Annotated in this window: 11 protein-coding genes; 6 read left to right on the top strand and 5 right to left on the bottom strand. The window is 71.2% G+C overall.

The window, feature by feature from the left end; genetic code table 11:
• Nucleotides 1–15 precede the first annotated feature (15 nt).
• Both ACU6P3_RS17205 and ACU6P3_RS17200 read left to right on the top strand, forming a co-directional pair.
• Nucleotides 16–594 carry a SigE family RNA polymerase sigma factor gene (locus ACU6P3_RS17205; RefSeq protein WP_447193092.1) on the top strand — a complete coding sequence of 193 codons (579 nt, stop codon included), beginning with the start codon at nt 16–18 and terminating at the stop codon, nt 592–594.
• Nucleotides 595–745: 151 nt separating this feature from the next.
• Nucleotides 746–2,389, top strand: a complete 1,644-nt coding sequence (locus ACU6P3_RS17200; protein ID WP_447193091.1) for a long-chain fatty acid--CoA ligase — start codon at nt 746–748, stop codon at nt 2,387–2,389.
• 265 nt (nt 2,390–2,654) lie between these two features.
• Here the strand turns inward: ACU6P3_RS17200 and ACU6P3_RS17195 are convergent, their stop codons facing one another.
• Entirely contained in the window at nt 2,655–2,969 is a 315-nt protein-coding gene (locus ACU6P3_RS17195) for a hypothetical protein (RefSeq protein ID WP_447193090.1), read from the bottom strand.
• Between the two features lie 615 nt (nt 2,970–3,584).
• On the opposite strand from ACU6P3_RS17195, the gene ACU6P3_RS17190 reads away from it, so the two are divergent.
• Complete coding sequence (locus ACU6P3_RS17190) at nt 3,585–4,502, top strand: D-alanyl-D-alanine carboxypeptidase family protein (protein ID WP_344284734.1); 918 nt, start codon at nt 3,585–3,587, stop codon at nt 4,500–4,502.
• Nucleotides 4,503–4,648: 146 nt separating this feature from the next.
• Here ACU6P3_RS17190 and ACU6P3_RS17185 read toward each other — a convergent pair whose 3' ends face one another.
• From ACU6P3_RS17185 to pdhA, 3 genes are read right to left on the bottom strand one after another with little or no spacing between them, the layout of a single operon-like run.
• On the bottom strand, nt 4,649–6,265 hold the full coding sequence (locus tag ACU6P3_RS17185; protein ID WP_447193089.1) for a dihydrolipoamide acetyltransferase family protein: 1,617 nt from the start codon (nt 6,263–6,265) through the stop codon (nt 4,649–4,651).
• Between the two features lie 14 nt (nt 6,266–6,279).
• The gene (locus ACU6P3_RS17180) at nt 6,280–7,260 is read right to left on the bottom strand and encodes an alpha-ketoacid dehydrogenase subunit beta (RefSeq protein WP_344284722.1); all 981 of its coding nucleotides are present in this window, start codon (nt 7,258–7,260) and stop codon (nt 6,280–6,282) included.
• Nucleotides 7,257–8,678, bottom strand: coding sequence for a pyruvate dehydrogenase (acetyl-transferring) E1 component subunit alpha (pdhA, locus tag ACU6P3_RS17175; RefSeq protein WP_447193088.1), 1,422 nt, complete (start codon nt 8,676–8,678; stop codon nt 7,257–7,259). The genes ACU6P3_RS17180 and pdhA overlap by 4 nt, the downstream gene beginning before the upstream one ends.
• A gap of 325 nt (nt 8,679–9,003) precedes the next feature.
• Here pdhA and ACU6P3_RS17170 point away from each other — a divergent pair, with 325 nt between their 5' ends.
• From ACU6P3_RS17170 to ACU6P3_RS17160, 3 genes are all read left to right on the top strand, one after another.
• Nucleotides 9,004–9,660 carry a response regulator gene (locus ACU6P3_RS17170; RefSeq protein ID WP_447197928.1) on the top strand — a complete coding sequence of 219 codons (657 nt, stop codon included), beginning with the start codon at nt 9,004–9,006 and terminating at the stop codon, nt 9,658–9,660.
• A 237-nt stretch (nt 9,661–9,897) separates the two neighbouring features.
• Entirely contained in the window at nt 9,898–10,314 is a 417-nt protein-coding gene (locus tag ACU6P3_RS17165) for a pyridoxamine 5'-phosphate oxidase family protein (RefSeq protein ID WP_344284728.1), read from the top strand.
• A gap of 51 nt (nt 10,315–10,365) precedes the next feature.
• Nucleotides 10,366–11,385: a phosphotransferase gene (locus ACU6P3_RS17160; protein ID WP_447193087.1), complete on the top strand. Its 1,020-nt coding sequence runs from the start codon at nt 10,366–10,368 to the stop codon at nt 11,383–11,385.
• A gap of 80 nt (nt 11,386–11,465) precedes the next feature.
• Here the strand turns inward: ACU6P3_RS17160 and ACU6P3_RS17155 are convergent, their stop codons facing one another.
• Complete coding sequence (locus tag ACU6P3_RS17155) at nt 11,466–13,130, bottom strand: protein kinase domain-containing protein (protein WP_447193086.1); 1,665 nt, start codon at nt 13,128–13,130, stop codon at nt 11,466–11,468.
• Between the last annotated feature and the right edge of the window lie 224 nt (nt 13,131–13,354).

The raw sequence follows: 13,354 nt of genomic DNA, 5'->3' as shown, positions 1-13,354 counted from the left end.
CCTAGCGTTGAGCCCATGACCACGCTTGTCTGCACGAACGCCTCCGCCGCCGCGCCGGCCGCGTACGCGTCGCGCACGCACCAGCCGCGCGCGCACCAGTCGTACACGTCCTTCGCCTCGTACGTACGGGCCCGGGGACCCGTACTGCTGCGGACGGCGCGTTCGCTCACCTCCAACCCCTCCGACGCCGAGGACCTGCTGCAGACGGCCCTCACCAAGACGTACGTCGCCTGGGACCGGATCGAGGACCACCGGGCGCTGGACGGCTATGTCCGCCGGGCCCTGCTCAACACCCGTACGTCCCAGTGGCGCAAGCGCAAGATCGACGAGTTCGCGTGCGAGGAGCTGCCGGAACCCGCGGGTCTGCCCGAGCCCGACCCCGCCGAGCGGCAGGCGCTGCACGACGCGATGTGGCGCGCGGTGATGCGGCTGCCCGACCGGCAGCGGGCGATGGTCGTCCTGCGGTACTACGAGGACCTCAGCGAGTCCCAGACGGCCGAGGTGCTCGGAGTGTCGGTCGGCACGGTCAAGAGCGCGGTCTCGCGCGCGCTCGGCAAGCTCCGCGAGGACCCGGAACTCGTCCCGGTCCACTGAACCCCGGGGTGTCGCGGGGTGTCGTTCGCTCCTGGGTAGTGACATACCGATCGGTACGTGCGCACAATCGGCGCGAATCCGTTCCGCGCTCCGCGTCACGCGGCCGCCCCGCGCGGCTGCCGCACGCGCCCGTGCCCTCCGGGAGGACGCCGTGCTGAGCACCATGCAGGATGTACCGCTTCTGATCTCACGGATCCTGGAGCACGGCCGTACGATCCACGGCCGGTCGACCGTGACCACGTGGACCGGTGACGCCGAACCCCGGCGTCGCGACTTCGCCGAGATCGGCGATCGCGCCGCGCGGCTCGCCAACGCCCTGGGCGACCTCGGGGTGACCGAGGGGCGCGTTCTGGGAACGCTGATGTGGAACAACGCGGAGCACGTCGAGGTGTACTTCGCCGTGCCCGCCATGGGCGCCGTCCTGCACACCCTCAACCTGCGGCTGCCCGCCGAGCAGTTGGTGTGGATCGTCAACCACGCAGACGACCGCGTCATCGTCGTGAACGGCACCCTGATCCCGCTGCTGGCGCCGCTCCTGCCCCGTCTGCCGAAGGTCGAGCACATCGTCGTCGCCGGCCCCGGTGACCGCGGTCCGCTGGCCGGAGCGACCGCGCGCGTGCACGAGTACGAGGAGCTGATCGCCGGCCGCCCCACCACGTACGCCTGGCCCCAACTCGACGAACGGTCCGCGGCGGCCATGTGCTACACCTCCGGCACGACCGGCGACCCCAAGGGCGTCCTCTTCTCCCACCGGTCCGTCTACCTGCACTCGATGCAGGTCAACATGGCCTCTTCGATGGGCCTCACCGACCGGGACACGACCCTCGCGGTCGTACCGCAGTTCCATGTGAACGCCTGGGGGCTGCCGCACGCCGCGTTCATGAGCGGCGTGAACATGCTGATGCCCGACCGCTTCCTCCAGCCCGCCCCGCTCGCCGAGATGATCGAACGCGAGCAGCCCACGCACGCCGCCGCCGTGCCCGCCATCTGGCAGGGCCTGCTCGCCGAGGTGACGGCCCGCCCGCGCGACCTGACCTCCCTGACCAATGTCTCGATCGGCGGCTCGGCCTGTCCGCCGGCGCTGATGGCGGCGTACGACAAGCTCGGCGTACGGCTCTGCCACGCCTGGGGCATGACCGAGACCTCCCCGCTCGGCACGATGGCCCATCCGCCGGCGGGGCTCGGCGCCGAGGAGGAATGGCCGTACCGCCTCACCCAGGGCCGTTTCCCGGCCGGGGTCGAGGCCCGGCTGGCCGGGCCGGACGGTGACTTCCTGCCCTGGGACGGCGAGTCGGCCGGGGAGCTGGAGGTACGGGGCCCCTGGATCGCAGCGGCGTACTACGGCGGTGTCGGCGGCGAACCGCTCAGGCCCGAGGACAGGTTCAGCCCGGACGGCTGGCTGCGGACGGGAGATGTCGGGGTCATCAGCCCGGACGGCTACCTCACGCTCACGGACCGGGCGAAGGACGTCATCAAGTCCGGGGGTGAGTGGATCTCCAGTGTCGCGCTGGAGAACGCCCTGATGGCGCACCCGGAGGTGGCGGAGGCGGCGGTCGTGGCCGTACCGGACGACAAGTGGGGCGAACGTCCGCTCGCGACGGTCGTCCTCCACGAGGGCGCGACGGCCGACTACGCGGCGCTGCGGGAGTTCCTGGCCGGATCGGTCCCGAGGTGGCAGCTGCCGGAGCGGTGGGCGGTGGTGGCGGCGGTGCCGAAGACGAGCGTCGGGAAGTTCGACAAGAAGGTGATCCGCGGACAGTACGCGGCCGGGGAGCTGGACGTCACGCGGTTGTAGGGCCCGCCCACCCCGTTGCACGAGGGGCATCGCGGCATGGCGAAGGCCCGTACGCGGCACGTACGGGCCCCTGTCCTGGACCGATCCGGCGTCCCGGACCAGCCTGGGTATTCATTTGGCGCCTTACCGGCTTGATTCCCCCCACTGGCTTCGTCAGCCCTGCCGGCCCAGGCCTACCGGCTCGGTCAGCCCCACCGACGTGTCGACCCCACCGACTTCCGCGAGCCCGCCGGCTCGGCCGGCCTCACGGACCTGGCGGGCCGCTCTACCACCAGACGTTGTGGAAGTTCACCGCGATGTTCTCGTTGGACTGGTCGATCGACGTGAGGCCCGAGCCGACCACGTTCGCGGTGTTGTTCTGGTTCGAAGCGCCCGCCCCGGTCGCGACCTGCTGCGTGGTCGTCGAATTGCCGAAGTTGTGGTCGCCCACCCCGCTGCCACTGATCGTGGCCACCGCCGCGTTCGACCCGTCGTCGGACAGCGCGCCGTTGTCGGCCTGGGCGACGCCCGTGAAGAGCGCTGCGGCGAGGGGCAGCGCGGCGACGGCGGCGAAAGCGGTGACGGTGCGGATGCTTGCCATGTCATTTCCTCCATGTGACGGCAGAAGTACGGACCTACGGCTCTGGCCCAGGCAGTTGGCCAACCGCCTCGGTCGTGGTGACGACGTCGCGAGACCAGAGTTGCCCACCGAATCCGCTGGAAACCACCCCGCAAGGAACTATTCCCTCGCAAGCGTGAGGACAAGTCGATAAACCCGCGATGCGCCCCCAAAACCCCCTTTCTTGGCGTGGGCTCGCCAGAACCCGGTCACCGCAAGGGGTGATGCGGCGGGGCGCGCGGCGAACCGACCCGGCTCGCACGCTTCCACCCTTCCCTTCTTCGAACGCCTGCACGAACATGGCTTCATGGCCCATCACCGCCCGGCATACCGCCACGGCGTCCACGACGCGACCACCGACCCCACCGGCGTACGCGCCCTGGGCGACCGCGTACGGAATCGCGTGCGGACGCCCGCCGCGCGGCGCCCCCTGTGTCCGTCACCACACGGCTCGCGCGCAACCATTCGCACCCTTCGTGAGTCCCGTACGCGGGACTCATTTTTCACACCGGCCCGGTTCCGGGCCCGCGCATTCGTTCCCTGCATTCCAGGCATTCGCGAACACGGAGTGTTTCCTTGATCCTCACCCATCAGGGCGTGCGCAGAGCCGCCGCGGTCGCTCTCACCACCGCCGGCGCGCTGCTCACCGCCTCCGCGCTGGCCGCGCCCGCGCAGGCGGCCGCCGCCGCCCCGAGCGTCACCGGCAAGGGCGCGTTCCTGCTCAACAACGCGTCCGGCGCCACGGTCTACGGCAAGGCGGCCGACACCCGCCGGCAGATGGCCAGCACGACCAAGATCATGACGATCGCCGTGGTGCTCAACACCAAGGGCGTCGACCTCAACCGCAAGGTCACCGTCAAGCAGGCGTACCGCGACTACGTCACCAAGGAGGGCGCCAGCACGGCCGATCTGCGCACCGGTGACAAGGTGACCGTGCGTCAGTTGCTGTACGGGACGCTGCTGCCCTCCGGCTGCGACGCGGCGTACGCCCTCGCCGACACCTTCGGCACCGGCAAGACAACCGCCGACCGCACGAAGTCGTTCATCGGCAAGATGAACGCGAAGGCTTCCGAACTGAAGCTGAAGAACACGAAGTTCGACTCCTTCGACGGGATCTCCGGCAAGGGCAACAACTACACGACCCCGCGCGACCTGGCGAAGATCGCCCAGTACGCCATGAAGAACGCCAACTTCCGCGCGGTCGTGAAGGCCACCTCGTACAAGACCACGGCGCAGGCCCCGAACAACAAGACGCGCACGTACACCTGGTACAACACCAACAAGCTGCTCGGCTCCTACAAGGGCGCCATCGGCATCAAGACGGGCACCGGCACCGCCGCCGGACCGTGCCTGGTCTTCGCCGCCACGCGCGGCAGCAAGACGCTCGTCGGAGTCGTGCTGAACGGTTCCGACCGCTACAAGGACGCGGCGAAGCTGCTCGACCACGGCTTCGGCTCGACGACGGCCAAGACGATGAAGCTGCGCTCGCTCCCGGCGGACGCGCAGCGCGACTGAGCCGGCCGGGCCGGCGGATCCCGGGCCCCGTCGCACGGACACGTCCGTGCGACGGGGCCCGGAGTCGTTCCGTGAGCCGTCCTCGGAGCCCTTTTTCGGGGTTCGTTCGGTGCTCAGGCCCGTTCGGAGCCTTCAGGCCCAGGTCATCAGGCCCAGGTCATCAGGCGGCGGGGCTGCTCCAGAACCGCCGCCACATCCGCCAGGACCTTGGAACCCAGCTCGCCGTCGACCAGGCGGTGGTCGAAGGAGAGGGCGAGCGTGGTGACCTGACGCGGCTTGACCTTGCCCTTGTGGACCCAGGGCTGTGGCTTGATCGCTCCGACGGCCAGGATCGCGGACTCGCCCGGGTTCAGGATCGGCGTACCGGTGTCCACGCCGAAGACGCCGACGTTCGTGATCGTGACCGTGCCGCCCTGCATGGCGGCGGGTGTCGTGCGGCCCTCGCGAGCCGTGGACACCAGCTCGCCGAGCGCCTCGGCCAGTTGGGGGAGCGTCTTGTCGTGCGCGTCCTTGATGTTCGGGACGATCAGGCCGCGCCGAGTGGCCGCCGCGATGCCCAGGTTGACGTAGTGCTTGACCACGATCTCCTGGTTGGCCTCGTCCCAGCTGGCGTTGACCTCGGGGTGGCGCTTGACCGCCACGAGGAGCGCCTTGGCCACGAACAGCAGCGGGTTGACCCGCAGTCCCGCCATGTCCGGGTCGGACTTCAGCCGCTCGACCAGCTTCATCGTGCGCGTCACGTCCACGGTGACGAACTCGGTGACGTGCGGTGCGGTGTAGGCGCTGGTCACCATGGCGGCGGCGGTGGCCTTCCGTACCCCCTTCACGGGGATACGGGTCTCCCGGCCGGCCGCGCCCGCCGCGCCCGCCGCGCCCGCCAGGCCCTCCGCGACCGTCGGCTGCCCGGGGGCCGCCGGAGCGGCGGAAGCCGGAGCAGCCGCCGGAGCCGGGGGCGCGGGGGCCGGGGCGGCGGGCGCCGTGGCCGCGTGGACGTCCTCGCGGGTGATGATGCCGCCCGGGCCGGTCGGGGTGATCGTGGCCAGATCGACCCCGAGGTCCTTGGCGAGCTTGCGCACCGGGGGCTTGGCCAGCGGGCGGGCCCGGGCCGTGTCGGCGCCGACGCCGGCACGGGCCGTACGAGCCGCGCCGCCGTGCCCGTTCAGCTCCGCCTGCACGGCGCCCGCGGCCGTGTCCGTGTCCGCGGCGGTGTCCGCGGCCGTGTTCACGACCGCACCGGAGGTCTCGGACCCGGCGGACCCGCCGGGCGCACCCGGTGCCGACCGCCCTGGCACCGGCACGCCCCGGCGCGGGCGGCGCTTCGTGGACGACGCGGCGACTCCGTACCCCACCAGGACGGGCTGCCGTGCCGGTGACTCGGCGGTCCCGGTCGCCTCGGTCGAAGCCGCTTCTTCCCCTGCCACAGGTGCCACGGGGGCCATGGACACCTCGGGGGCCTCGGGGGCCACGGGGGCCTCTCCGCTGCCCGGCTCCACGTCCACCGTGATGATCGGCGCCCCGACATCGACCGTCGTGCCTTCCGGGAAGCGCAGCTCGTGCACGACGCCGTCGTACGGGATGGGCAGTTCGACCGCCGCTTTCGCGGTCTCGACCTCGCACACCACCTGGCCGTCCGTGACGGGGTCCCCGGGCTGTACGTACCACTTCAGGATCTCGGCCTCGGTGAGCCCCTCGCCCACGTCGGGCATCGTGAACTCACGGAAGCGGGCGGCGGAGCCGGCGGCCGCGGAGGTGTCAGCAGTCATGGTCACGGCACTCCTCAGTACGCGAGCGAGCGGTCGACGGCGTCGAGTACCCGGTCCAGGCCCGGGAGATACTCGTCCTCCAGCCGGGCCGGCGGGTACGGCGCGTGATAGCCGCCCACCCGCAGTACCGGAGCCTCCAGGTGGTAGAAGCTCCGCTCCGTGATCCGGGCGGCGATCTCCGCGCCCGAGCCGTGGAAGACCGGCGCCTCGTGCACCACGACCAGCCGGCGCGTCTTCTCCACCGACGCCTGCACCGTGTCGAAGTCGATCGGGGAGACCGAGCGCAGGTCCACGACCTCCAGCGACCTGCCCTCCTCGGCCGCCGCCGCGGCCGCCGCCAGACAGACCTTCACCATCGGCCCGTAGGCGACGAGCGTGAGGTCGGTGCCCTCCCGCACCACCCGCGCGGCGTGCAGCGGACCCGGAATGGCCTCCGTGTTGACCTCGGCCTTGTCCCAGTAGCGCCGCTTGGGCTCGAAGAAGATCACCGGGTCGTCGCTCTGGATGGCCTGCTGCATCATCCAGTACGCGTCGGACGCCGTGGACGGCGAGACGATCTTCAGGCCCGCCACGTGCGCGAAGAGCGCCTCGGGCGACTCGCTGTGGTGCTCGACGGCGCCGATGCCGCCGCCGTAGGGGATGCGGACCACGACGGGCAGCTTGATCTTGCCCAGCGAGCGGGCGTGCATCTTGGCGAGCTGCGTGACGATCTGGTCGTACGCGGGAAAGACGAACCCGTCGAACTGGATCTCCGCCACCGGCCGGTAGCCGCGCAGCGCGAGGCCGATGGCCGTGCCGATGATGCCCGACTCGGCGAGCGGGGTGTCGATGACCCGGTCCTCGCCGAAGTCCTTCTGGAGCCCGTCGGTCACCCGGAAGACGCCGCCGAGCTTGCCCACGTCCTCGCCCATGATCAGGACCTTGGGGTCGGTCTCCAGCGCCGTGCGCAGTGACTCGTTGATCGCCTTGGCGAGCGGAAGCTTCTGTACGGTCATGACTGGTTGCCCCCCGTGTTCCCGGCCGCCCTGCCGGCACCGGCCGTGATGTCCGCGTCGTCGGCGTCCGCGAACGACGCCTGGTACGCGGCGAACTGCGCGCGCTCCTCGTCCACGAGGGCGTGCCCGTCCGCGTAGACGTGGTCGAAGATCGCCAGCCTGTCCGGGTCCGGCATGGCCCGTACCGTCTCGCGCACCCGCTTGCCGAGTGCCTCGCTCTCCTCCTCCAGGGCCGCGAAGAACGCCTCGTCGGCCTGGCCCGCCTTCTCCAGGTACCGGCGCAGCCGCAGGATCGGGTCCTTGGCCTCCCAGGCCGCCCGCTCCTCGTCGGCCCGGTACTTGGTCGGGTCGTCGGAGGTGGTGTGCGCGCCCATCCGGTACGTGAACGCCTCCACCAGCATCGGCCCCTCGCCCCGGCGCACGCGTTCCAGCGCGGCGCGGGTCACGGCCAGGCAGGCGAGGACGTCGTTACCGTCGACCCGGACGCCCGGGAAGCCGTACCCCTGGGCGCGCTGGTAGAGCGGCACCCGGGTCTGGCGCTCGGTCGGCTCGGAGATCGCCCACTGGTTGTTCTGGCAGAAGAAGACCACCGGCGCGTTGTAGACCGCCGAGAAGGTGAACGCCTCGGCGACGTCGCCCTGGCTGGAGGCGCCGTCCCCGAAGTAGGCGATCACGGCCGAGTCCGCGCCGTCCTTGGCGACGCCCATCGCGTAGCCGGTGGCGTGCAGGGTCTGCGAGCCGATGACGATGGTGTAGAGGTGGAAGTTGTTGCTGTTGGGGTCCCAGCCGCCGTTGTTCACGCCGCGGAACATGCCCAGCAGGTTGACGGGGTCGACCCCGCGGCACCAGGCGACGCCGTGCTCGCGGTAGGTCGGGAAGACGTAGTCGTCGTCGTGCAGCGCGCGGCCGGAACCGATCTGGGCCGCCTCCTGGCCCAGCAGTGAGGCCCACAGGCCCAGTTCGCCCTGGCGCTGGAGCGCGGTGGCCTCGGCGTCGAAACGGCGGGTGAGGACCATGTCCCGGTACAGCCCGCGCAGCTCCTCGGCCGACAGGTCGAGGGCGTAGTCCGGGTGCTCGATGCGTTCCCCCTCGGGGCTGAGCAACTGGACGAGCGGGGGCCCGGTCTCGGTGCCGTGCCGACCGGTTTTCCCCTGAGCGGCGCCCTGCCGGCCGGCGCCCTGACGACCCGTGCCGGGCCGGCTCGCGCCCGGCAGGCTCGCGCTCTTGCGGCCGGAGCCCTTCGCGGCGGTCTGCGCTTTGGACGTCTTCTTCGCGGCTGTGCGCTTGGTACCGCCGCCGCTGTTGCCGCCGCCGCTATTGCTCGTGTTGCTGCCGACGCTGCCATCGCTGCTACTGCTGCTACCACTGGTGCTGCTGTTACGGCGCGGCCTGCGAGCGGCAGTGCTCTCCACGGTCACGTGCGTGCTCCTCCGTCTGTCCGGCCCCCGGGATCCGCCGGGAACCAGTGCGGCTCGCCCGTACCGGCCGCGCGCACGGGGTGGGTGCGCCCCGGTCGGGACAGGCGTGACAGGTGCCCCGGCGAGCGCCCTGTCACAGGCACGTTACCCAGTGGAACGCTTTCCCGCGAAACCCTGCCTGACCTGCAATTTTGATTGGATTTCCAAGTAAATCGGCAAAGTCGGGAACAACCACTGGTCACAGCCTCGCAGGCCGCCGGAACAACGGCACGTTATCCCGCTGGATCTCCGGCAGGGAAGGGGTGAGTGTGTGAGACTGAATTCTGTGCAGGAAGAACGAAAAATCACCGTTTTCCTGGTTGACGACCACGAAGTGGTCCGGCGCGGGGTCCATGAACTCCTCTCGGGTGAGGACGACATCGAGGTCGTCGGGGAGGCGGGGACCGCCGCCGACGCCACCGCCAGGATTCCGGCGGCCCGCCCCGACGTGGCCGTGCTGGACGTACGCCTTCCGGACGGCAGCGGGGTCGAGGTCTGCCGCGAGGTCCGTTCGCTGGACGAGAACGTCAAGTGCCTGATGCTCACGTCGTTCGCCGACGACGAGGCACTCTTCGACGCGATCATGGCCGGGGCCTCGGGGTACGTGCTCAAGGCGATCCGGGGCAATGAACTGCTCTCCGCCGTGCGGGACGTGGCGGCCGGGCGGTCGCTGCTGGACCCGGTGACGACCGCCCGGGTGCTGGAGCGGCTGCGCGGCGGCGCCGGGGCCAAGGACGACAAGCTGGCGGCGCTCACGGAACAGGAGCGCAAGATCCTGGACCTGATCGGCGAGGGCATGACGAACCGGGCGATAGGCGAACGGCTGCACCTCGCCGAGAAGACGATCAAGAACTACGTGTCCAGCCTGCTGGCGAAGCTGGGGATGGAGCGACGGTCGCAGGCGGCGGCCTACGTGGCCCGGATCCAGGCGGAGAAGCGCTGACGGCGGGTGCCGGGCGGAAGGCGCCGGGACGAGGGGGGTCACCGGCGGCGGGTCGAGCGGGTACGGACGGCACCGAGGGCGCTGAGGGTACGGACGGCACGGGGCAAGGGCCTCCCGGGGCACGCGCTCGACCCCGCCCTACCTCGTCCGAGGCCGTTCCAATCGGGACCAACGTCCCCGGATCGAGGGGCCGCCTCCTCTGGCCGTACCCCGTCCGAGCAGCGGAGAGTGGACATCATGCTCTCCGAAGAACTCCACGCCGTGCAGTTGCTCACCCGTGTGCCGTACGGGCGGGTGGCGACGAGTATGCGCGCGATGCCGTTCGTGGCGCCGGCGTGCCACGTGGTGACGGAGGGCACGATCCTGCTCCGGATGCACGCGGGCCTCGGCTACCACCGGGCGTGCGGCGGCGGTGTCGTCGCGTACGGCGCGGACAACTTCGGCAGCGCGGCGGCCGAGCAGTGGTCCGTCCAGTTCACGGGGACCGTCGAGATCGTCGAGCCGACGGATGCCGAGGTCGAACTGTTTGATTCCAGGCCGCTCGCGATAGACGGACAACCGTTCGATCCGATCTATATGCGCTTTATGCCCCAGCTTGCAGCCGTACACACGGTCGAATACTTCCCGGAGCGACGAGGTCAATACGTGGCGTGATCTAACATCTGGCGAGTGCCGCGCTCATATGACTTAGCCGCGCCCGTCGCGGTGACCTCTCCGCCCCTCCGCACGACCGCCGCCCCGCCCGTCCGTACGCTGCTCCGCCGCTACCGGAACGCGGGCGAGCCCCTGTCCTGCGAACCGGTCACCGAGGGGCTGCTCAACCGCGGCTACCGACTCTCGACCACCCGCGGCTCGTACTTCCTGAAGCACCACCTGGACGGCGACCACGAGTCCATTTCCCGCCAACACCGCGCCACGCAGCGGCTCCAGGCGCTCGGCGTGCCCGTCGCCCCGCCCGTCGAGAACACCGCGGGCGACACGGTCGCGGTCATCGGCGACCGCTGCTACGCCCTGCACCCCTGGGTCGAGGGCCGGCACCGCGACGGCGCCCAGCTCACCACGGCCGCGTCCCGGCGCCTCGGCGCGCTGCTCGGACGCGTCCACACCTGCCTGGAGCGGGTGATGGAACCGGGCCCGGCGGCGCTCGCGCACGACAGCCCGGATCCCGGCGACACCATGGCCCTCATCGACGAACTGCTGGCACTGGCCCGTGACCGGGCCCCCCGGGACACCTTCGACACGCTGGCCGAGCACCGGCTGCGGGAGCGCAGGGTGCTGCTGGAACGGCACGCCCACCGTCGGCCGCCGGCGGGCGCGGAGCCGGCCACGGGCTGGGTGCACGGTGACTTCCATCCGCTGAACCTGCTCTACCGGGGCGCGGAACCCGCCGCGATCATCGACTGGGACCGGCTGGGCGTCCAGCCCCGGGCGGAGGAGGCGGTCCGGGCGGCGGCGATCTTCTTCGTACGGCCGACGGGCGAGCTGGAGCTGGGGAAGGTACGGGCGTACGCGCGCGCCTACCGCCGCGCGACCGGCGCCGCCCCCGCCGAACTGGCGGCGGCGGTGCACCGGGTGTGGTGGGAGCGGCTGAACGACTTCTGGATCCTGCGCTGGCGCTACCAGCGCGGCGACCGGCGGGCCGACCCGCTGTTCGCCGCGGTGTCGGCCCTGGCGGTGTGGTGGACGCGGGAGTACGAGGCGGTCGGCGCGGCCTTCACAGGATGACTGCCGCGCCGACGCCGCCGGCCGCCGACGCGCTCCTTCACCCGACGCGCTCCTTCACGCGTCGCGCGGCAGGCCGCTCGTCAGCCGCCGGTGCCCGCCGGGTCGCCGGCACCCTCCGTGGTGGTCCCGGGGTCGCCGCCGCCGCCCTGGGTCGTCCCCGTCGTGGTCCCGGTGTTGGTGCCGCCCGCGTCGGTGCCCTCGCTCGTCCCCGCGTCGGTGCCCTCGGTCGCGCCCGGGTCGCTGCCCTCCGACGTCCCTTCCGTCACACCCGCGTTGCTGCCCGTGCCCGTGTCGCTGGGCGAGGACGGCGGCGCCTCCGGCTCGTTCTCCGACGGCCCGCTCGGCTGGTTGTTCTCCGGCGCGGGCGGGTAGTCGGGGTAGTCGGGCTGCTGGTTGCCGCCGGACGACGAGGTGTCCTGCTCCTGCGACTCCTCGGTCTCCGACGCCGAGGGGGACGGGCTCTCCTCGGTCGTCTCCGGCGCGCTCGGGCTGGGCCTCGGAGTCGTGTCCTTGTCGTTCTGCTGCTTGTCGCCCGTACCGCTCAGCGCGTACGCCACACCGGCGACGACCGCGATCACCGCGAGGGCGACGAAGAGCAGCATCTTGTTCCGGCCGCCGCCTCCCCCGCCGCGCCGGTAACTCCCGTCGTAGCCGCCGTCGTCGGGGTTCATCGGAGGCAGGATCGAGCCCTGGGGCGTCTCGCCGTGCGCACCGTGCGCACCCGGCGCCGGATGGGCCGGCATCGCCGTCGTCGTGGCCATGCCCATCGGGGCGGCGCCGCCCATGTGCGGCTCGACGGCGCCGGTGTTCCAGAGGCCCGTGTGGCCGCCCTGCTGCTGGAGCATCTGGAGGCCGTACTGGACCAGCCCGCGCATCTCCTCCGCGCTCTGGAACCGGTCGTCGGGCTCCTTCGCGAGCGAGCGCATCACCAGGCCGTCCAGCTCCGGCGGCGCCACGTCCGAGACCTCGGAGGGCGGGACCGGGATGTCCTGGACGTGCTGGTAGACGACCGAGAGCGGGGTCTCACCGGTGAACGGGGGTCTCAGCGCCAGGAGTTCGTAGAGCAGACAGCCCGTGGCGTACAGGTCGCTGCGGTGGTCGACGGCCTTGCCCAGCGCCTGCTCCGGCGAGAGGTACTGCGGCGTGCCCATGACCATGCCGGTCTGGGTCATCGTCGACTGCGCGCCGTGCAGGGCACGGGCGATGCCGAAGTCCATCACCTTCACCGCGCCGGCGTCGGTGATGATCACGTTCGCGGGCTTGATGTCCCGGTGCACGATCCCGTGCTGGTGCGAATACGCGAGCGCCTCCAGCACCCCCGAGACGATGATCAACGCCTGCTCCGGCGGCGGGGCTTCGGCGTTGACGAGCAGGTCCCGGATCGTCCGGCCCTCGACCAGCTCCATGACGATGTACGGGACGGTCTGCCCGCCCACCGTGTCCTCGCCCGAGTCGTACACGGCCACCACCGCGTGGTGGTTGAGGCCCGCGACCGACTGCGCCTCACGGGTGAACCGCGCCTTGGAGACGGGGTCTTCGGCGAGGTCGGCCCGCAGGAGCTTGACGGCCACGGTGCGGCCGAGCCGTACGTCCTCCGCCGCGAACACCTCGGCCATGCCGCCGCGGCCCAGGCGATGGGTCATCCGGTAGCGGCCGTCACCGACCAGCCCGCCGACGAGCCCGCCGTCGCCCCAGGAGTCCGCGGCATCCGGCACGCCGCCGCCTGCTTCGGGTTCGGGTGCCATCAGTCCTCGCCGTCGTTTCCGTCCGCTCGGAGCCCCTCGCGCGCGATACGCGTGGTCCTGCGGTGTGTCGTGTGTCTCAGAGGGTGATTCAGAGGGTGATTCAAGGGTGGCTGTGCCACATCACGCTACAGCCTTCGTGTGACACGCCGGTCCAGGATGGACCGGCCATGAAACTAGCCGCGGCGGCGCACATGCAAATTCCATGTGTTTCCTGTAACGCTTCC

This window comes from Streptomyces hebeiensis (assembly GCF_052983195.1).
The sequence above is the reverse complement of the archived record's forward strand: the minus strand, read 5'-3'. Positions and strand labels throughout refer to the sequence as shown.